The sequence below is a fragment of the Crossiella sp. NPDC003009 genome (assembly GCF_053591555.1).
Map to the genome: position 1 here is coordinate 66,496 of NZ_JBSFUA010000039.1, position 19,415 is coordinate 85,910.

A 19,415-nucleotide genomic window follows, 5' to 3' on the forward strand; every position below is an offset into this window, starting at 1 on the left:
CCTCTGGATAGAGGTCTGTCAAGATAGAGATATGTCGAAACAGCTGCCGGTGGTCGCACAGGAGACGCTGTGCTGCTCGCCGCTGATGCGCGAGCCGCTGACCGAGACCCAGTCGGCGGAGCTGGCCAGGGTGTTCAAGGCCCTCGGCGACCCGGTGCGGCTGCGGCTGCTCTCGCTGATCGCCTCGCACGCCGGCGGCGAGGCGTGCGTCTGCGACCTGACCGACGCCTTCGAGCTGACCGGGCCGACCATCTCCCACCACCTGAAGGTGTTGCGGGAGGCCGGGATCATCGACGGTGAGCGGCGCGGGACCTGGATCTACTACCGGGTGCTGCCGAGCATGTTGCAGACCCTGTCCGCGGTCCTGATGACCTCGGCCCAGGCCACGACCGCGTGAGCGCCGTCGCCGAACCCGGCGTGCCGGGCAAACTGTCCACTGTGGACCGATTCCTGCCGGTCTGGATCCTGGCCGCGATGCTGCTCGGCCTCGGCGCGGGGCGTGCTCTGCCCGGACTGGGCGCGGCGATCGACGCCGTGCAGGTCGACGGCATCTCGCTGCCCATCGCGCTCGGGCTGCTGGTGATGATGTACCCGGTGCTGGCCAAGGTCCGCTATGACCGGCTGGACACCGTCACCGGCGACCGGCGGCTGCTGCTGCTTTCCTTGCTGCTCAACTGGATCCTCGGTCCGGCGCTGATGTTCACGCTGGCCTGGCTGATGCTGCCGGACCTGCCCGCCTACCGCACCGGGCTGATCATCGTCGGCCTGGCCAGGTGCATCGCGATGGTCATCATCTGGAACGACCTGGCCTGCGGGGACCGCGAGGCCGCCGCGGTGCTGGTCGCGCTGAACTCGGTGTTCCAGGTCATCGCCTTCGGTGTGCTCGGCTGGTTCTACCTGACCGTGCTGCCCGGCTGGCTCGGCCTGCCCCAGGCGGATCTGGCGGTCTCCGGCTGGGCCATCGCCAGGTCGGTGCTGATCTTCCTCGGCATCCCGCTGCTGGCCGGGTACCTGACCCGCCGCTTCGGCGAGCGCGCCAAGGGCCGGGACTGGTACGAGAACCGGTTCCTGCCGCGGCTGGGCCCGCTCGCGCTCTACGGGCTGCTGTTCACCATCGTGGTGCTCTTCGCCTTGCAGGGCGGGCAGATCACCAGCCAACCGTGGGACGTGGCCCGGATCGCGCTGCCGCTGCTGGCCTACTTCCTGCTCATGTGGTTCGGCTCGTTCGCCATCGGCAAGGCGGCCGGACTGTCCTACGAGCGCACCACGACACTGGCGTTCACCGCGGCGGGCAACAACTTCGAGCTCGCCATCGCGGTGGCGATCGCCACCTTCGGCATCACCAGCGGCCAGGCCCTGGCCGGGGTGGTCGGTCCGCTGATCGAGGTGCCGGTGCTGGTCGCGCTGGTCTACGCCGCCCTGCGCGCCCGCCGCCGCTTCACCGCCGAAGACCCGCGCACCACCGTCAAGAACTAGGAGCCACCGTGTCCGACCTGCCCGAGGTGCTCTTCGTCTGCGTGCACAACGCCGGCCGCTCCCAGATGGCGGCCGCCCTGCTGCACCACCACGCCCAGGGCCGCGTCACGGTCCGCTCCGCGGGCTCGGCCCCGGCCGACTCGATCAACCCGGCGGTGGTCGAGGCGATGGCCGAGCTCGGCCTGGACCTCTCCGGCGAGTTCCCCAAGCCGCTGACCGAGCAGGCCGTCCGCGCCGCCGACGTGGTGATCACCATGGGCTGCGGCGACGCCTGCCCGGTCTTCCCCGGCAAGCGCTACCTGGACTGGGCGCTGGCCGACCCGGCTGGCAAGGGTGTGGAGCACGTCCGGCCGATCCGTGACGAGATCGACCGCCGGGTCACCGCGCTGCTGGCCGAGCTGACCTCGCCTGCCACCTGACCCCGATCACCGCTGCCACTCGATGATCAACCGGGCCAGCTCCTCGGGCTGGTCCTCCGGGATGAAGGTCCAGGAGTCGGCGACGGTGACGATCCGCGCGTCCGGCAGGATCGCGGCGAGCCGGTCGAACAGCGGAGGCTGGAAGATCCGGTCGTCGGCCGCGCGGACCAGCAGCACCGGCTTGTCGAACCGGGGCAGCGCCTTGGCCGCTGCGATGGTGTGCCGGTGGTGGATGCCGGTGATGAAACGCTTGGCGTCACGGCGGATCGCGGCGCTGTCGCGGATCGGCCGCAGGTAGGAGTCGAAGACCTCGGCCGGGATGCCGCGCTTGGCCAGCCAGCCGAACGCGGACGGCCGCCGCCGCACGAACGGCAGCTGGAGGCATCGGCTGGCCACCCAGATCGCGCCGGGCAGCCGGGCCAGGGTGGGCAGCCGGGTGAAGGGCTGGGGCAGGAAGACCTCGAACGCGTCGCACGGGGTGAGCACCACCCGGCCGATCCGCTCGGGGTGGTTGGCCATCAGGATCTGGCTGAGCGCGCCACCGGTGTCGTTGGCCACGATGGTGACCTCGGTCAGGTCGAGCGCGTCCAGGAACTCCGCGATCAGCCTGGCCACGCCGGGCGGCGTCAGGTCGGCCGCCGCCGGCATCGGCACCCGGTGCGCGCCCAGCGGCAGATCCGGTGCGAGGCAACGGAAACCGGCCTCCGCGACGGCGGGCACGACCTTGCGCCACAGGTTGGCGTTGACCAGCAGGCCGTGCACGAACACCACGGGCCTGCCGTCGCCGCGCTCGGTGTAGGCCACCCGTCCGCTGGGCAGGCTGACGGTCTTGCTCGCGCCAAGAGCGGGATCGGCCATGGCGACCTCCTCGGGTGTCGACGTCATCGCGGGGTGTCGGACAGGGGTTCTTCGACACAGCCTGCCAGCTCGGCCATGGCCGCCTGGCGGCCCGCGTCAACCGCCGCGCGCAGCAGGTGCGGACGGCGCTCGGTGCGGCCGATGCGCGCGCTGCCCAGCGGCGGCCGGATCTGCAGGGTCGCCGGATGCGAGGAAAGCAGGCGCTCCTCCTCCGCCCGGATGAGATCGCCGCGCAGCCAGGGATCGAGGGCTCCCGGGGCGCGCCGGGCGAACCAGCGCGAGGCCACCAGACGCTCACCGAGGGAAGGCGGCGCGGAGGTCTCATCCGCGCGCCGGGTGCGCAGCGCGAGGATGTGCGTGGCCCCCTGCGCGAGCGCGGTGCGCACCGGGATGGCCTCGCTCAGCCCGGCGTCGACCAGCGACCGCCCGTCGAACTCGACCGGCTCACCCGCGAGGATGGGCATCGCGGTGGAGGCGCGCAGCGCGGCCTGGATGCTGGCCTGGTCGCGGAGCCGCGGGTGCAGGTCGACGGCCTGGCCGGTGCGCGCGTCGGTGGCGATCGGGTGGAACTCCACCGGGCTGTCCAGGATCTCCTGGAATCCCATCGGCATGATCTGGGTGTACACGGTGTGCACCAGGAACCGGGTGTCCACCACGGGCCGCAGGCGCAGCGCCCGCCGGAGGCTGATGGTGGTGCCCATGACCACCGGGTCCCACCAGGCGTGCATGGTGCTTTCCGCGCGGCCGCACAGCAGCCAGGCCGCGTTGAGCGCACCGGCCGAGCTGCCGTAGACGGCGTCGAACATCGGCAGCAGGCCCAGTTGTTCGATGGGCACGGTCATGCCGCTGGAGTAGGCGCCGCGCGAGCTGCCGCCCTCGATCAGGAGCACCAGGCGCGCGTTGTCCTCGCGGTGGCCGGGGGTGCTGCCTTGGCGCTTGCGGTCGCGGAGCAGCTGCAGAACGGTGTGGGTCACCCTTCCTTTGTAGAGCGTGGCGCTCCTCTGCGCGGGACCACCGCCACCAGGACCGCCAGCGCCGCGTACCCGGAAGCCAGCGTGGAGACCGTCGCCACCCCCGCCACCAGCAGCGGACCGCCGGCATCGCCCAGCTCCCGCCCCACCTCCGCCGCGCCCATCGTCTGCCCCATGCGTTCCTCGGGCGTGGCCGCGGCCAGGGCGGCGAAGCCGAGCGGGGTGATCAGGCCGGTGCCGGCGCCGATCAGCGCGGCGGCCAGCAGCACGCCGAGCAGTCCGGGCAGGATCGCGGCGGCCAAGCCAGCCGCGGTGAGGAGCAGGCCGGCGCGCAGGCCGGTGCGGGTGGTCAGGCGTCCGGCGTCCAGGGCACGGCCCGCGGTGGGCTGGACGATCGCGGCGGTGGCGGCCAGCACGGAGACCGCGGCGCCGGTGGCGATGGCGCCGAGACCGGCCGCCGCGCCGGAGACCGGCAGGAAGCCGACGCCCACGGAGAGCGCGGCGGTGGCGGCGGCCAGGGCGGTGACCGGGGCGAGGAAGGAGCGGTCGGTCAGGCGGCGGGCGAGGTCGGCCACGGTCTGGCGTCGGCGGGGCAGTGGGGGCACGGCGGGCACCGCGACGGCGGCCCAGACCGCGACGGCCGCGGCGCAGGCCGCCATCACCGTGAACAGCAGCCACAGGCCCCCTGCCCAGGCCAGCACCCCGCCGAGCAGGGGACCGAGGGTGTAGCCGATGGACTTGTAGAAGCCGTAGCTGCCGAAGGCGCGCCCGCGCCTGGCCGCCGGGTTCAGCCGGGCGACCATCGCCGAGGCCGAGGGGGAGAAGGCCGAGGCCGCCGCGCCCTGCCCGAGGCGGGCGGCCCACAACCAGCCGGGGCTGTCCGCGACGGCGTACAGGCCGGAGGCCACGGCGAAGGCGATCAGGCCGCCGAGCAGCACCGGCTTGCCGCCCACCCGGTCGGCCAGCGAGCCGAACACCGGCTTGAGCACCACCTCCGCGCCGTCGTAGAGGGCGAGCAGGCCGCCCAGCACCAGCAGGGAGGTGACCGCGTCCTCGGCGGAGCCGCCCAGGTTGGCCGCGATGCCGTGCGCGCCGAAGGCGGTGGTGAACCCGGCGGCGTACAACGGCCACATGGCCCGGTCGGAGTTCGGCACGAGCGCGAACCTAGCGGTGGTGGCCTGCGCTCCCACACCCGCCGTCACGACCGAGATTCAGTGGACGGACAGGTCCTCGGTCGCTAGCTTGACGCTGTTGCGGAATCCCGTCCGCCCGGGGAACTCCAGGAGCGCTGATGGCCATCACGATGACCGGAGCTTCCGTTCGCCCCTTGGTGACCGCGGTCGCGGGCTGGTAGCAGCACAATCAGCGCACATCCCGGTCGCCGGGGCGAGGTGACACGTGTCACCGGCCCTTGGCGCTGCCTGGCGTCTCCGTTCGCCTTCCCGGGAGTTCTGCTGTGCCCGCTGATCACATTGTCAACCGGAATGTCCGCCTGCTGAGCTGGTTCAACTTCTTCGGCGACTTCCGCCTGTACGGGCCGATCATGGTCATCTACTTCGCGCAGGTCACCGGCTCGTACACCGCCGCCGCCAGCCTGCTGGCGGTGAAGATGCTGTCTTCGGCGGCGTTCGAAGTCCCGGCCGGGGTGCTCTCCGACCGCCTCGGCCGGCGCGGCACCATGATCGCCGGTGCGGTTGTCATGGTGGCCGCCCACCTCGGGTACGCCGGCGCTTCGGGCTACGGCCTCCTGCTGGCAGCTGTGGTGCTGGAGGGACTGGCCACCGCACTGTGGAGCGGCAACAACGAGGCCCTGCTCTACGACACCTTGCTCGAAGCCGGCCGGGCGGAGGAGTTCCCCCGGCACTCGGGCCGGGTGAACTCGATGTTCCAGATCGCGCTCGCACTGGCGGCACCCATCGGTGGCGTGGTCGCCGGCGCGTGGTCGCTGCGTGCGGTGGTCGTGCTCTCGGTCGTGCCGCAGGTGCTGTGCCTGCTCCTCGCCCTGCGGGTCCGGGAACCGCGGGTGCACGGCCCGCGGGCATCCAACGCGCTGGCGCACCTCGGATCGGCCCTGCGCGGCATCCGCCGCAATCCGGTGCTCCGCCGGATGACCCTGGTGTCGGCGCTTCGGCACAGCGGCGAAAGCGCGGCCCAGTTGTCGCCTGCTTTTGTGGCGGGGCTGTGGCCGCTCTGGGCGCTGGGCCTGTGGCGCACCTTCGGCCACGGTGTGGCCTTCCTCGGCTTCCGGGTCAGTGGCTGGGTGATCGGCCGGGTGGGTGCGGCCCGCACCCTGCTGTTCGGGGAGCTGTTCGACAACGTGGCGAACTTCGTGGCGCTGATCAAGCCGACGGTGTTCTCACCCGTGCTGCTCGGGTCACCGGCCTACGGCATGTCGGCAACCGCCCAGCAGACGTTGCTGCAACGCGAGTTCACTGACCAGGAACGCGCGACGATGGGTTCGCTGGCCTCGCTGCTCGGCAGTGTGCTCTACGCGCTCGTCGCCCTGGGCGCCGGCCTGCTGGCAGACCGTTGGGGCATCGTCGCGGCGTTGCTCGGGATCCAGGCGGTGGTGCTGATCGCACTTCCGCTCGCCTGGCGGCAGGCACGGTGACCCACCCGGGGGCCGCGCGCTCCGGGCTGGGCGGCTGACCCGGCTTCCTCTTGCCGCCCGCCCAGCCCGGAGTGCGACTAGCCGATCACCACCGGCCGCGGGGCGACAGCTCGCCGGTGGAGTGCGCCAGCACCTGCTGCGTGTCCGCCCGCATCCGGTGTCCGTTGGCCGGGGCGCCGCCGCCGATGACGGCCGCCGTGTCCCATGCCCGGCAGGCTCGTCCCGCCGGTGTCGCGATCGTGCTGACCCTTGTCGTGTTCACATTCAACCCCTCACACCCTGGTCTCCCGGATGGACCTGGGCGGCTCAGGTCTACCTCCGCTGGAGTTGTCTGGTGTCGGGGCGGCTGCCGTACAAACAACTCCCGTACTTCCCCGGCGCGGCGGGTTACGCGCAGGTCACGGACTATCCGGTACCGGGGTCCGCTTGGTGGGGAAGCCGAGGCGGACCGGGGCGCCGCAGTGCTCGAGGAGCTCCACCGGCTCGTCGGCGAAGCGCAGGAACGAGGCGCCAAGGGAGCGGTGGGCGGGCCATTCGCCGGGCGGGGTGAGGCCCGCGTTGGCCAGCATCTTGCCGATCAGCGGGTCGAACGGGTGCCAGGTGTCACCGACCTTGATGTCCAGCCAGCTGTGGCCGGTGGAGTAGGGCTTGGCCAGCAGGAGGCCGAAGGAGGTGCGGGCTTCGACGCCCAGGCGGACGGCCTCGGCGGCGAGGTAGCGGGCGGCCAGGTCGCAGTCGGCGAGGCGGGTGCGGCGGACGAAGTCCAGGTCCTCGCGCAGGTCCAGGGAGGGGACCAGGTAGTGCTCGACCTCGCTGAGCAGCTCGATCAGCTCCCGTGGCGCTCCGGTGAGGTCGATGCTTTCGCCTTGGGCGCGGTGCCGGATGGTGAACACCGGCCTGGCCGGGTCGGCGGGGTGCTCGGTGATCAGCGGGGCCAGGCCGGGGTGGATCCGGTAGGGCGCGCCGGGGTCGAGGCAGCCGCCGGTGCAGGTGGGGATGAGGCGGACCGCGTAGTCGACCGGGACGCCCGCGGTGCCGTGCCGCAGGGCCGCGACCCAGCCGCGCATGCCCATGAACCGCGGTGAGGGCAGGCGCAGGGTGACCGCGATGCTGGCCAGGTCGTGGTTGTCGTAGCGCGGGCCGTCCGGGGTGTCGGCGCGGGGGAGTCCCTCGGCGGTCAGCTCGGCCAGCAGGTCCGGCGGGATCTGGTGGACCTTGGTGGCGGTCTCCGGGGTCTCGGTGAAGCTGCGGTGGTGTTCGGGGATGCGGCGGGCGCGGGCCACGATCTCGCGCACGGGAGTGCTCACCGCGGTCTCCTTTCCGGTCAGGGTAGTTCGGTGACCGAGGCGAGCGCGGCCAGTTGGGTGTGCAGTTGGCGGCGGCTGATCTTGCCGCGGGGGGTGCGCGGGATGTCCTCGACGGTGAGGAAGGTCCTGGGCAGCTTCTGGGTGGACAGCAGGCCCATCAGGTGTTTGCGCAGCTGGGACCTGGTGACCCCGGGGCTGGCCGTGAGCACCAGGCCGACGGTGGCGCCGAGCAGCTCGTCCGGCACCGGGTAGGCGACCGCCTCGGTCACCCCCGGGCAGGACTGGGCGGCGCTCTCCACCTCGTAGGCGAGCACGTTCTCCCCGCCGCAGTTGATCACGTCGTCCAGCCGGCCCAGCACGGTGAGCTCGCCGTCGGCGGCTCGTACGCCCAGGTCGGCGGTGGGCAGCCAGCCCCCGGCCGTGCGCGCCCCGGCGGAGATGATCGCGCCCCTGGCCCAGATCTCGCCGGGCTCGCCGGTGACCACCCGGCCCTGCTCGTCGCGGACCTCGATCTCGCACAGCGTGGGGTGGCCAACCGTGCCGGGGGTGGCGACCTCCGGCGGCAGGCCCTGGGAGGCCAGCTCGCCGGGCGCCTCGGTCATCACGTAGGCGCTGACCACCGGCACGCCGAAGTGCTCGGCCAGCGCGACCTGCCGCCGCGCGCCGAGGGCGGCCGCACTGCCCCGCAGCAGGCGCAGGGCGGGCAGGCTTATCCGGCCCGACTCGCTCAGCCGCTGCAGCTGGCTGAGCACCGCGGGCACGCTGGCGCACCAGGTCGGGCGGTCCCGTTCGGTGACCTCGGCCAGCGCGGCCACGTCCCGGACCCCGCCGACGGTGACCCGGCCGCCGCGCAGCAGCGGGGCGAGCACCGTGGTGACAAAACCCAGGGTGTGGTTGAGCGGGCTCAGCGCCAGGCCGGTGTCGGCGGGGGAGAGGCGGAGCCGGTCGGCCACGCCACCGGCGGCGGTGACGATCTGGGCCGGGGTGAAGCCGATGTGCTTGGGGCGGCCGGTGGTGCCGGAGGTGAAGAAGCCGATGCCCGGCGCACCCGGTTCGCCCGCGCCGGGTTCGACGGTGACCGTCTCGCCCGCGAGCAGCGCGCCGATCTCCGCGCACGGGGCCTGCCGCTGTTTCGCCCACTGCCACAGGCCGGCCGCGCCCGGGTCGGTGAGCACCAGGTCGGGCCAGGTGGTCTCGGCCAGGCGGTCGTACTCCGGCGGCTTGAGCGCGGCGCTGACCAGCAGGCAGGAGTGCCCGTGGGCCAGGGTGAGCGCGGCGGGCAGCAGCAGGGCCGGGTCGTCGGTGGCCAGCCAGATCCGTTGCGGGGCGGCCGAACCGGGGATCCGGACCGCGGTGGCCAGCCGGTCGGCCAGCCCGATCAGCTCCATTGTGGACAGTGCGTCCCGGCCGGGCGAGCGCAGCACGCCCTCGGGGTGCAGTGCGGCGGCGAGTGTCGGTGTCATCGGTGTCCTTCGTGGTCAGTCCAGCACCCGGCGGCGGAAACCGGCCAGCCCGACCGGGGCCAGCACACAGAGAAAGAGCGTCAGCACGGTCAGGCACAGCCACACCGGCAGGTGCTCGACGTCCGCCAGTGAGGCGGCCCGCGCGGCCTCGCTGACATAGGTGAGCGGGTTGAACAGCGAGACCGTCTGCAGCCAGGGCAACGCGGCCAGGGCGGGCCACGGGTACTGGCTGGCCCCGGTGAACAGCAGCGGCGGCAGCAGCACCGCGAACAGCAGGTTGATCTTCTCCGGCGGCACCCAGGTGCCCAGCACCAGGCCGAGCGCGGACCCGGTCAGCGCGCCCAGCGCGATCACCAGCACCAGCAGCGGCAAACCCGCCGGCCGCACCGGCACCGAGTCCAGCACCAGCCAGCCCACCGGGTACACCGCCGCGGCGGCCAGCACCCCGCGCAGCATGCCGAAGACCACCTTCTCCAGTGCCACCAGGCCGAGCGGGAACGGGGCCAGCAGCCGGTCCTCGATCTCCTTGAACGCGGCGAAGTCGATGGCCAGCGGCAGCCCGGTGCCCTGCACGCCGGTGAGCACCGCGGTGAAGGCGACCATGCCGGGGAAGAGCAGGTTGGCGTAGCCGGGCGAGGCGAACCCGACCGCGGTGATGACGTGGCCGAAGACCAGCAGCATGAACAGCGGTTGCAGCAGCACCTGAGCCAGGAAGCTCCACAGGTCACGGCCGGTGACGTAGAGGTCACGCAGCAGCACCGCGCCGAAGGTGCGGGTGTAGTCCAGGGCCCGGCTCATCGCAGGGACCGCCCGGTCAGGCGCAGGAACACGTCCTCCAGGGTGGGCTTGCCCACGTGCACATCGGCCAGCGCCACCCCGCGCGCGGCCAGCAGTGTGTCCACTGTGGACAGAAGTCCTGGCGTGCCGGTGTCGGCGATCAGGCGCAGCCGCAGCCGCTGGTGTTCCGGGCGCAGCTCGGCCTGTTCGACCTCGCGCACCCCGCCGAGCCCGGCGGCGGCCTGCCGCAGCTCGGCGAGCTCGGCCTGGCCGAAGCCGGGGCCCGGCGTGCCGGCCACCTCCAGCACCGTGTCGTCGGTGACCGTGCGGGTCAGTGCGGCCGGGGTGTCCATGGCGATCAGCCTGCCGTGGTCGATGATGCCGACCCGGTCGGCCAGCTCGGCCGCCTCCACCATGTCGTGCGTGGTGAGCAGCACGGTGACCCCTCGGGCGCGCAGCTCGCGCACGCGCTGCCAGATGAACTGCCGGGCCGCCGGGTCCAGGCCGGTGCTCGGCTCGTCCAGCACCAGCACCGCCGGATCGTGCATCAGCGCGCGGGCGATCTTCACCCGCTGCGCCTGGCCGCCGGAGAGCCGCTGCGGCCGTTCCCCGGCGTGCCCGGCCAGGCCGAACTCGGTGAGCAGCTGACGGGCCAGCTCGCCGCGGCGGGCGGCGGGCAGCCGGTGGTAGCGGGCGTGGAAGAGCAGGTTCTGCTCGATGGAGATGGCCCGGTCCAGGTTGTTGTGCTGCGGCACCACGCCCAGCACCCGCCGCGCCTGCACCGGGCGGGCGCGCACATCCACCCCGGCGATGCGGATCTCGCCCTCGGTGGGCACCACCCTGGTGGTGATCGCGCCGATCGTGGTGCTCTTGCCCGCGCCGTTGGGGCCGAGCAGCCCGAACACCTCGCCCTCGGCGATGCGGAAGCTCAGCCCGGCCACCGCCGGGACCTCCCGCCGGGGATAGCGTTTGACCAGGCCCTCGACCAGCACGGCCGGTGTGGTGCTGCGGATCATCCGGTCAGCCTGCCACCACTGTGCGCCAGCCGCTGCCGGTCCACCTTGCCGGTGGAGGTGCGCGGGATGGCCGGGACCAGGTGCACCGCGTCGGGCACCAGGTAGCCGGGCAGCCGTTCCCGGCAGGCGGCGTAGACCTGTTCCACGCCCGCCTCGCCCAGCAGCACCAGGAACGCCTCGATCCGGGTGCTGCCCGCCGCGTCCGGCACCGCGACCACCGCGCACTCGTCCACGAAGGACTGTCCATTGAGGACTGACTCGATCTCGCCGAGCTCGACCCGGTAGCCGTTCTTCTTGATCTGGCCGTCGCGGCGGCCGATGAAGGTGAAGCTGCCGGTGTCATCGGCGCGGACCAGGTCGCCGGTGCGGAAGACCAGGTCGCCGTCGGCGCCGGTGAGCGGGTTGGGCACCAGCTTCTCCGCGCTGCGGGCCGGATCGCCCCAGTAGCCGCGCATCACGGTGGCCCCGCGCACGTAGAGTTCGCCGACCTCGCCGGGCGGCACCGGTTGCCCGTCGGGTCCGGCGGCCCAGGCGCGGGTGTTGGCGATGGCGCGGCCGATCGGGATCTCGGTGGCCCCCGGCGGCGGCGGGCCGTCCAGCTCGTGCCAGGTGCACACGTTGGTCTCGGTCGGCCCGTACAGGTTGGCGAAACGCTTGCCGGGCAACAGTTCCATCAGCGCGCGCAACCGGTCCACCGGGAACACCTCACCGGCGAAGAGCACCAGGCGCAGCGCGGGCAGCGCGCCGGGGGAGAGCCCGGCGCGGGTGGCCAGTGCGCTGAGCACGGCGGGCACCGAGTACCAGACCGAGATGCGCTGCTCGGCGATGAACTGGGCGAGCCGCACCGGGAACATCGACAGCCGGGGCGGCACCAGCACCACCGCGGCCCCGGCCTTGGCCGCGGCGAAGAGGTCCAGGATGGACAGGTCGAAGTGGAACGGGGCGTGGCTGGAGAGCCGGTCGGCCGCGGTGATGGCGAACTCCGCCACCGCCCAGTCCACGAAGGCCATCGCGTTGCGGTGGCTGAGCATCACGCCCTTGGGCGCGCCGGTGGAGCCGGAGGTGTAGATCAGGTAGGCCAGGTCGCCCTCGGTGGCGGGCGCGGGTCCGGTGTGCGGCTCGGCGGTGACCGCCTCGGCCAGCGGGAGCACCCTGGCCCCGGGAATCGTGCCGAGCCGGGGCTCGTCGGCCAGCACCGCGGTGAGCCCGCCGTCGGCGACCACGGTGGCCAGCCGGGCCGGGGGCGCCTGCGGGTCGAGGCAGACGTAGGTCGCGCCGGCCCGCAGCACCGCGTAGATCGCGGCGACGGTGTCCACGGACTTCTCCGCGTGGACGCCCACCCGGTCACCCGGCCGCACCCCGGCGGCGTGCAGCGCGCCCCTGATCCGGTCGGCGCGCTCGCTCAGCGCCGCGTAGCTGTGCTCGCCACCGCCGTCGACCACCGCGACCGCGTGCGGGGTGGCCGCGACCGAGGCGTCCAGGTAGTGGTGCAGCAGGTAGTCCACCTCAGCTGCCCTCCTTCTCCCGGACGTAGCGGACGATCGCGGCCAGGTCCTCGAAGTTCTCCGGCAGGATGTCCTCGTCCTCCACCACGATGGCGAACTGGCGCTCCAGGTGCGCGACCAGCTCCATCAGCGTCATGGAGTCCAGCACCCCGTTGTCCAGCAAGGGATAGCTCTCGGTCAGCGGCACGTCCGGGCCGGGCCAGCGGCGGCTCTTCAGCACGAACTCCCGGACCGAGGTCTCGATCACCGTCTGCGCGGTCACAGTCCCACCTTCTTGGCTACCAGGTTCATCAGCGTCTCCGAGGTGCCCGAGTACAACCGGCTGCCCACCGCGTCCAGCAGCTCCTGGCCCAGGCCGGACTCGGCCAGGAAGCCGGAGCCGCCCCGGATCTGCAGCGCGTCCAGGCTGGAGGCCACGTAGGACTCGCTGACCGCGAGCTTGGCCAGCGCGCCGTGCAGCCGGGGGTCGTCCCGGTGGTCCAGCGCCCAGGCGGCCCTGCGCACCAGCAGCCGCGCGGACTCCAGCCGCAGCCGCATGGTGGCCACCTTGTGCGAGACCGCCTGGAACTCCCCGATCGGGTGGCCGAACTGCTCGCGTTCCTTGGCGAAGGCCACCGTCTCCTCCAGCTGCCGGGCCATCGCGCCGACCACGCAGGCCAGGATCAGGGTGCGCTCCCAGTCCATCGAGGACAGGAACACCGCCGCGCCGCCACCGGGCTTGCCCAGCAGCGCGTCCGCCTCCAGCACGCAGTCGTCCAGGAACACCTGGGCCATCGGCGAACCGTGCAGTCCGAGCTTGCGCTCGTCGGGGCCGACGCTGAGCCCCGGGGTGTCCCGTGGCACCAGGAACGCGGTGAGCCCGGCAAAGCCGCGGTTGCGGTCGGTGCTGGCGAAGACCACGAACAGCCCGGCCACCGGCGCGTTGGTGACGAACAGCTTCGAGCCGGTCAGCCGCCACTTGTCGCCGTCCCGGACCGCGCTGGTGCGCAGGGCGAAGGCGTCGGAGCCGGAGCCGGGCTCGGTCATGCCGTGCGCGGCGATCAGCTCGCCCCCGCACAGCGCGGGCAGGTAGCGCTGCTTCTGCTCAGCGGAGCCGAAGCGGGCGATCGGGTGCTGGGCGGCCCACATCTGGGCGTTCAGCGAGAACATCAGCCCGCTGTCCCGGCAGCCCTGGCCGAGGGCCTCCATGGCCAGTGCGGCGGTGAGCGCGTCCGCCCCGCCGCCGCCGTGCTCGGCGGGCACGGTCAGGCCAAGCAGGCCCGCCTCGGCGCAGCGCCGCCAGGCCTCCTGGTCGAACCGGACCGCGCCGTCCGCCCCGGCGCGCGGCGGCGGCAGGGCGGCGGCCAGGTCGCTGATCACCGCGCAGTACTCCCGCTGGTCCGCGGTGGGCGCGAAGTCCACGCCGCTCACCCCTTCCGGAACTCGGTGATGGCGGCCAGCACCTGCTCGCGCACCGCGGCGCGGGCGGCGGCGCTGGCGATGCCGTGCAACTTGCCCGGCTCCACCCGCACCGACAGCGCGGGCAGCTCGCTGCGGTAACCGGGCCCGAAGCGGCCGGTCATGGCGGTGTCGAAGCGGGGCCAGTCCAGGTCCTGCTCGCCGTAGACCACGAACATCGGCACGCCGGCCTCGACCGCCGGGGCCAGCTCGGCCAGGAACGCGGCGGTTTCCCTTGCCTCGCGGTCGGTCTCGGCCTCCGTGGCCGCGGTCAGCGGCGGGAATAACAGCACCAGCCCGTCGACCTGGAGCCCTCGGTTGACCGCGGCCAGTGCGCCGCGAGCGCCGAAGCACTCGGCCACCAGCACGATCCGGGACGCGCCCCGCTCGCGCAGGCAGGCCGCGGCGGTCTCGGCCGCCAGGGCCTGCGGGGAGTCGAAGTCGAAAGCGGCCGAGACGGTGCTCTCCCCGGTGCCCTGCTGGTCGATCCGCAACGCGTGGTGCCCGGAGGCGGCCAGCTCGCGGGCCAGCGCGGTGCTCACCCTGGCGTTGCCGAAGGCGGCGATTCCCGCGCCCTGCACGAAGACCACCCCGGTGCCGTCAGGCTCGGCCACCGGTTCGGTGAGCACGGCGAAGAGCCGGTCCTGGCCCGCCGCCAGGAACAGCGGGATTTCGTGGTCGGTGCTCGCCTCAGGCATCGGCGCACCTCTCGCTCAGCCAGTCGGCGCAGCGCGCCACCAGCGCGGGACTGGGCTCGCTCTGCTCGCCGACCAGCCACCAGTCCACCGGGGCAGGCAGGTCGTCGATCTCGACGTTGTCGGCGGCCAGCGCGTGCACCGGGGCGTTCTGCCCGGCCGCGCCGCCGACGGTGACCAGCAGCGCGCGGACACCGGCGAGTTCTTGCCCGAGTCGTCGCTCGCGCAGGCTGGCGTGGCAGCGGGCGGTGACCGGGTAGCCGAGCACGTCCACCGTCTCACCGCCGGCCAGTGCGGCGAAGAGTTCCTTGCTGCTGCGGCGATCCCGGTCCTTGAGCACCAGCTCCCGCATGAACCGGGTGCGGAAGGCCTGCTTGAAGTAGTGGTCCGGTTCGGCGAAGGGCGCCAGGCCCAGCACCGCCGCGCCGGTGCGCGCGGCCACCGCGGCCGCCGGGTAGCAGCCGAGGCGGCTGCCGGCGAGGGCGACGGGCGTGGAGCCGGTGTGCACGGACACCGCCGCGGCCACCCGTTCGGTGTCGGCGATCATCGTGGCCAGGTCCAGCTCGCCGTCGGCCCCGTCGCTGTGCCCGGTGCCGCGGTAGTGGAAACGGGCGGTCACGATGCCGCGCGCGGCCAGCTCGCGGGCCAGCGCCAGCTCGGTGCGGGCGATGGCCAGCGCGTCGGTGAGCAGTGGCGGGCACAGCACCACCCCGCCGCGCGGCCTGCCCTCGCGCGGCAGGTGCAGGATGGTGAACACCCGGTCCCGCGCCGGGCCGAGGAAGGTCACCCGCTGCACGTCCCGCTCGTGCGCCAGGTCGACGGTCATACCGGCTGCCCCGCCTGCCTGCTCTGCTGGAACAGCGCGGTCAGCTTGCCCCGCTTGGCCTTTCCGGTGGCCGTGCGCGGGATCTCGGGCAGCACCTCCACGTGCGCGGGCGCGAACCTGCCGTCCACCGCCCGCAACTTGTCCACAATGGACAGTGTGCGTTCGTCGTCGGTCCCGGCTACGAAGACCACGATCTCGTCCCAGGAACCGGCGCTGGGCACCCCGACCACGGCGAAGTCGGTCTCCCTCGGCAGCAGCGGGGCCAGCTCGTCCTCGATCACGTGCGGCGCGGTGCGCCCGGTCTCCAGGAACAACAGCTCCTTCAACCGGCCGACCAGGTGGATCTCCCCGTCCGGGGCGAGGTAGCCGAGGTCGCCGGTGAACACCCAGCCGTCCGGGTGAATGTCGTCCAGGCCCTCGCCCTCGCGCAGGTAGCGCAGCGGCGGCACACCCTGGCGGCGCACCGCGATCTCACCGACCTCACCGGCCGGCAGCGACTTCCCGTTGTCCACCACGCGGATCTCGGTGCCGGGCAGCGGGCGGCCGATGGAGTCCGGGCGCTCCGGGTCGAACACCTTGAGCCCCAGCGCGGAACCGGCCTCGGTGAGCCCGTACAGGCACACCACCCTGGCCTTGGGGAAGGTCTCCATGGCCAGGCAGCCGACCTGCTTGGGCACCACCCCGCCGACGGTCTTGATCACCCGGACCTGGGCCGCCCACTCCGGGCCGATCAGCTCGGCGTGCAGCAGCAGCGCGCGCAGCGAGTGCGGGGTCATGTGCAGCTCCACCGCGCCGGTGCGCGCGCAGGCCTCGATCAGCTCGGGCGGGCTGGCCGCCCACACGCTGGTGACCCCGCGGGCCAGGTGGTGCAGGGCCACCCCGTGCACCCCGGCGGAGGCGGCGGCGGGCACCCCGCCGTGCGCGACCACCTTGGTCTGGCGCACCTCGCGGGAGGTGCTCATCGGCAGCGTCTCCAGCCACTGCTGGTGGGTGGAGGCCACCGGCTTCCAGGCCCCGGTGGTGCCGGAGGTGAACACCACGTCCAGCTCGCCGTTGGCCGCGGGCACCGGCGCCAGGTCCACCGCGGGCCCGTTCGCCCCGGCCAGCAGCTCGGCCACGCCCAGCACACCGGCGCGGGCCTGCGGCGCGAGCACGTGCCGGGCGCCCAGCTCGGCGGCCGGGGCGAACTCCGGCTCCGGGGCCAGCACCGGCACCGCGCCCAGCCAGACCACGGCCAGGTAGGCGTGCAGGAACTCCGCCCAGCCCAGCTCCTTGGTCTCGATGGTCACCCGGTCGTCGCGGCCGATGCCGTGCTCGCGCAGCCGCAGCGCGGCTCGCTGGACCGCGGCCAGTAGCGCCCGCGCCGAGACGTCCGGCCAGCCCGGCTGCACCAGCAGGGTCCGGTCCGGGAAGGCGGCCGCGATGTCAAGAAGAAGTTTTGGCAAGCCTGCCGGTTGCTCAGCCATGATTGACAGCTTCGCTTTCCACTGCTTGAGCCTCGGTGAGCAATGACGCCCAGTGGTCGGCGAGTTCACCGAGAGTTTCCGATTCAAAAAACAGCGACAGCTCCACACCGCGACCACGAGTGGCGATCAGCCGGTCGTTGATGATGGCCGCGGTGAGTGAATCCCCACGCACATCAAGAAAGTGGTCATCCGGCTGTACTTTCTCGCCCAGGATCTCCGCGACGGTGTCGAGAAGTTCCTGGCGATAGCTGTCCAACGTGTCGACGGTCGACAAGACAGTCCCCTCCGCAGTGCGACTAGCTGGGAAGATGGCAGGATCGGCGAGTGGTCGCCAGCACTTGTCGGGTGTTGCCGGAATTCGCGCACCTGGCGGTTAACTCGCCACCCAGACGGCTCAGCCGCGCGGGTCGTTCCGGTAACGACACCCCCTACGTCATTCGTACCATCGGCCCCGTCCTTGGTCAAACCAGATGTTTTTGTACACTTGCCGCACGGGCAGGTGAAGGATAATTCGCCGGGCCGGTTCGGCCACAGCCATCCGCTACGGCAACATTTGGATCGTGGAAGTCCGGCACGACGGCCCGCACCGCGGCAGGCAGCCGGGATCCGGAACGGAGACACGTGAACGAGAGCACCCCCGCAGGCAGGTCCGGGCCGTTGAGCCACGGACAGCAGTGGCACTGGCTGGAACGGCACCTGCCGCACGAGCGCCACTCCTTCTCGCTGCCGCTGCTGGACTCCTGCCGCCTGCCGGCCGGGGTGTCCACGGCGGAGGTCCGGACCGCGCTGCGCACGCTGGTGCGCAGGCACGAGGCGTTGCGGACCACCGTCTCCCTGGACCGGCCGGAGCAGTTCGTCGGCGATCCGGATGAGCACCCGATCGAGCTGACCGAGGTCTCCGCCGACGGACTCGGCGAGGCCGCCCTGCACCGGGTGGTGCAGCTGGTGCGCTGCACGGTGCCCGGCGAGGAGGTCCCCGCCTTCACCGGCACGCCCGGGGAGACCGCGGTGCACCAGGCGCTCACCGAGTTCATCGGCACCGGGTTCGAGGTCACCACCGAGTGGCCGTGGCGGGCCATGGTGCTGCTGCGGGACGGGGCGCCGGTGGTGCTGGCGCTGTTCATGAGCCACCTCGCCGCCGACGGCTGGGCCATGGCGGTGCTGCTGGAGGAGCTGGTGGACCTGTTGCGCGGCAAGGAGCTGCCGCCGGCCCGGCACCACCCGCTGGACCAGGTCGCCGCGGAGGCCACGCCGCGTGCGCTGGCCGAGGCGCAGCGCTCGCACGAGCACTGGCTGGAGGTGGTGCGCGCGCACCCGCAGCACCTGCTGCCCGCCTTCTGCGCCGAGCAGGGCGGCGAGGCCAGGCACGCGGCGCGGCTGCGCTCGGCCGGACTGCTCGCCGACTGCCAGGTGATGGCCACCCGGCACGGGGTGAGCCTGCCGGTGGTGGTGCTGGCCGCCTGGGCCTTCCTGATCGCCGAACGCACCGGGGCGACCCGGTTCTGCCTGGACGTGATCGTCTCCAACCGGACCACCGCGCGCACCCGCACCAGCATCGGCCCGTACTCGGCCCCGGTGATGGTGCCGGTGCGCGCCGAGGCCGGGCTGACCTTCGACGAGCTGGTCCGCCAGGTCTCCGAGGAGACCCTGCGCGGCTACCGGTTCAGCCGCTACGACCCCGGCGCGCTGCACATGGCCGTGCAGCGGCACGCGGCGCGCACCGGCGTGCAGCCGTTCTCGCTGCTGGACTTCAACTACCTGTCCTACTTCCCGGACACCGAGGTGGCCACCGGCGAGGACGAGCTCAGCGGCCACACCACACCCGGCGCCTGCGGCTCGGTGTTCCTGGACATCGAGCCCGATGATGGCATGCTGCGGGTGGACCTCAACGCGGGCGACCACCTGCTCACCCTGGAGGACGCGCGAAACCTGTTGCGGCGCATGCGCGAGCTGCTGCGCGCGGCCGCCGCGGGCGAGGACCTCGCGGTGCCGGCCGAGCGGACCGGGGTGCCCAAGGAAGGCTGGGTCGCCCTGCCGGAGGCCTGGGCAGACCTGGGCCTGACCACCGAGGTGCTGGCCTCCTGCCCGGGGGTCGAGTCGGTTGAACTGTCCATTGTGGACGACAAGGTGCACGCCGAGGTGGTCGCCGCGGCCGGGCACACCCCGGCCACGCTGCGCCGGTTCGTGCTGGACCAGCTCAGCGAGCTGCCCGGCCTGCTCGCCCCGCACTGGTTCACCCTGCGCGCCGAAGCGGGCGGCCCGGTGCTGGCCGAGGGCGACGGGCAGGACCAGCCGCCCCGGCCACCGGCGGACCCGGCGGAGCTGGCGCTGGCCGGGGCGCTGACCGCGGTGCTGCCGGAGATCAACCCGGACCTGGGCCGCAGCCTGGCCGAGCTGGGCGCGCCGATGCTGGCCGCGCCACTGGTGCTGGCCGAGCTGGCCCGGCGCGGGTACACCGGGCTGCTGGCCGACGAGCTGCTCGGCACCGAGTCCCTGGCCAGCCTGGCCGCCCGGCTGGAGCCGGTGGACTGAGCAGGACGGCGCACCGCGGCCGGCCCCCCGCCGCGCCCCGGCCCGCCCAACCCAAC

Annotated in this window: 20 protein-coding genes; 5 read left to right on the forward strand and 15 right to left on the reverse strand. The window is 73.0% G+C overall.

The window, feature by feature from the left end; genetic code table 11:
* Positions 1 to 31: 31 nt before the first annotated feature.
* The 3 genes from ACWDY5_RS31165 to ACWDY5_RS31175 are packed head-to-tail and all read left to right on the forward strand — an operon-like array spanning position 32 to position 1,895.
* Complete coding sequence (locus ACWDY5_RS31165) at positions 32 to 397, forward strand: ArsR/SmtB family transcription factor (RefSeq protein ID WP_449725710.1); 366 nt, start codon at positions 32 to 34, stop codon at positions 395 to 397.
* Positions 394 to 1,476, forward strand: a complete 1,083-nt coding sequence (arsB, locus tag ACWDY5_RS31170; protein WP_449725711.1) for an ACR3 family arsenite efflux transporter — start codon at positions 394 to 396, stop codon at positions 1,474 to 1,476. Before ACWDY5_RS31165 ends, arsB begins: the two co-directional genes overlap by 4 nt.
* An 8-nt stretch (positions 1,477 to 1,484) precedes the next feature.
* A complete protein-coding gene (locus ACWDY5_RS31175; protein ID WP_449725712.1) occupies positions 1,485 to 1,895 on the forward strand; it encodes an arsenate reductase ArsC in 411 nt (136 codons plus the stop codon).
* 6 nt (positions 1,896 to 1,901) lie between these two features.
* On the opposite strand, the gene ACWDY5_RS31180 is transcribed toward ACWDY5_RS31175, so the two are convergent.
* Genes ACWDY5_RS31180 through ACWDY5_RS31190 form a run of 3 tightly spaced genes read right to left on the reverse strand, consistent with a single transcriptional unit; the run spans position 1,902 to position 4,878 of the window.
* Positions 1,902 to 2,753, reverse strand: coding sequence for an alpha/beta fold hydrolase (locus tag ACWDY5_RS31180; RefSeq protein WP_449725713.1), 852 nt, complete (start codon positions 2,751 to 2,753; stop codon positions 1,902 to 1,904).
* Positions 2,754 to 2,776: 23 nt separating this feature from the next.
* Complete coding sequence (locus tag ACWDY5_RS31185) at positions 2,777 to 3,727, reverse strand: patatin-like phospholipase family protein (protein ID WP_449725714.1); 951 nt, start codon at positions 3,725 to 3,727, stop codon at positions 2,777 to 2,779.
* Positions 3,724 to 4,878, reverse strand: a complete 1,155-nt coding sequence (locus ACWDY5_RS31190; protein WP_449725715.1) for an MFS transporter — start codon at positions 4,876 to 4,878, stop codon at positions 3,724 to 3,726. Before ACWDY5_RS31190 ends, ACWDY5_RS31185 begins: the two co-directional genes overlap by 4 nt.
* Positions 4,879 to 5,180: 302 nt before the next feature.
* Between ACWDY5_RS31190 and ACWDY5_RS31195 the strand changes: the two genes are divergently transcribed.
* Positions 5,181 to 6,335 carry an MFS transporter gene (locus ACWDY5_RS31195; RefSeq protein WP_449725716.1) on the forward strand — a complete coding sequence of 385 codons (1,155 nt, stop codon included), beginning with the start codon at positions 5,181 to 5,183 and terminating at the stop codon, positions 6,333 to 6,335.
* Positions 6,336 to 6,420: 85 nt separating this feature from the next.
* Here the strand turns inward: ACWDY5_RS31195 and ACWDY5_RS31200 are convergent, their stop codons facing one another.
* The 12 genes from ACWDY5_RS31200 to ACWDY5_RS31255 all read right to left on the reverse strand — a co-directional run bounded on the left by ACWDY5_RS31200 (position 6,421) and on the right by ACWDY5_RS31255 (position 17,101).
* A complete protein-coding gene (locus tag ACWDY5_RS31200) occupies positions 6,421 to 6,597 on the reverse strand; it encodes a hypothetical protein (RefSeq protein ID WP_449725717.1) in 177 nt (58 codons plus the stop codon).
* Positions 6,598 to 6,733: 136 nt separating this feature from the next.
* Positions 6,734 to 7,642 (reverse strand): transglutaminase domain-containing protein, encoded by a 909-nt coding sequence (locus ACWDY5_RS31205; protein ID WP_449725718.1) that lies wholly within the window; start codon positions 7,640 to 7,642, stop codon positions 6,734 to 6,736.
* A 17-nt stretch (positions 7,643 to 7,659) separates the two neighbouring features.
* On the reverse strand, positions 7,660 to 9,105 hold the full coding sequence (locus tag ACWDY5_RS31210; protein ID WP_449725719.1) for a class I adenylate-forming enzyme family protein: 1,446 nt from the start codon (positions 9,103 to 9,105) through the stop codon (positions 7,660 to 7,662).
* A 15-nt stretch (positions 9,106 to 9,120) separates the two neighbouring features.
* Entirely contained in the window at positions 9,121 to 9,903 is a 783-nt protein-coding gene (locus ACWDY5_RS31215) for an ABC transporter permease (RefSeq protein ID WP_449725720.1), read from the reverse strand.
* Entirely contained in the window at positions 9,900 to 10,898 is a 999-nt protein-coding gene (locus ACWDY5_RS31220) for an ABC transporter ATP-binding protein (RefSeq protein WP_449725721.1), read from the reverse strand. The genes ACWDY5_RS31215 and ACWDY5_RS31220 overlap by 4 nt, the downstream gene beginning before the upstream one ends.
* Positions 10,895 to 12,403: an amino acid adenylation domain-containing protein gene (locus ACWDY5_RS31225; RefSeq protein ID WP_449725722.1), complete on the reverse strand. Its 1,509-nt coding sequence runs from the start codon at positions 12,401 to 12,403 to the stop codon at positions 10,895 to 10,897. Before ACWDY5_RS31225 ends, ACWDY5_RS31220 begins: the two co-directional genes overlap by 4 nt.
* Position 12,404: 1 nt before the next feature.
* Entirely contained in the window at positions 12,405 to 12,665 is a 261-nt protein-coding gene (locus ACWDY5_RS31230) for an acyl carrier protein (RefSeq protein ID WP_252481414.1), read from the reverse strand.
* Positions 12,662 to 13,804, reverse strand: a complete 1,143-nt coding sequence (locus tag ACWDY5_RS31235; RefSeq protein ID WP_449725723.1) for an acyl-CoA dehydrogenase family protein — start codon at positions 13,802 to 13,804, stop codon at positions 12,662 to 12,664. Before ACWDY5_RS31235 ends, ACWDY5_RS31230 begins: the two co-directional genes overlap by 4 nt.
* A gap of 5 nt (positions 13,805 to 13,809) precedes the next feature.
* Positions 13,810 to 14,538, reverse strand: a complete 729-nt coding sequence (locus tag ACWDY5_RS31240; protein ID WP_449725724.1) for an alpha/beta hydrolase — start codon at positions 14,536 to 14,538, stop codon at positions 13,810 to 13,812.
* On the reverse strand, positions 14,531 to 15,361 hold the full coding sequence (locus ACWDY5_RS31245; RefSeq protein WP_449725725.1) for a serine aminopeptidase domain-containing protein: 831 nt from the start codon (positions 15,359 to 15,361) through the stop codon (positions 14,531 to 14,533). The genes ACWDY5_RS31240 and ACWDY5_RS31245 overlap by 8 nt, the downstream gene beginning before the upstream one ends.
* Entirely contained in the window at positions 15,358 to 16,827 is a 1,470-nt protein-coding gene (locus tag ACWDY5_RS31250; RefSeq protein WP_449725726.1) for a class I adenylate-forming enzyme family protein, read from the reverse strand. The genes ACWDY5_RS31245 and ACWDY5_RS31250 overlap by 4 nt, the downstream gene beginning before the upstream one ends.
* Entirely contained in the window at positions 16,820 to 17,101 is a 282-nt protein-coding gene (locus ACWDY5_RS31255) for an acyl carrier protein (RefSeq protein WP_449725727.1), read from the reverse strand. Before ACWDY5_RS31255 ends, ACWDY5_RS31250 begins: the two co-directional genes overlap by 8 nt.
* Before the next feature lie 347 nt (positions 17,102 to 17,448).
* On the opposite strand from ACWDY5_RS31255, the gene ACWDY5_RS31260 reads away from it, so the two are divergent.
* Complete coding sequence (locus ACWDY5_RS31260) at positions 17,449 to 19,359, forward strand: condensation domain-containing protein (protein WP_449725728.1); 1,911 nt, start codon at positions 17,449 to 17,451, stop codon at positions 19,357 to 19,359.
* Positions 19,360 to 19,415: the final 56 nt, after the last annotated feature.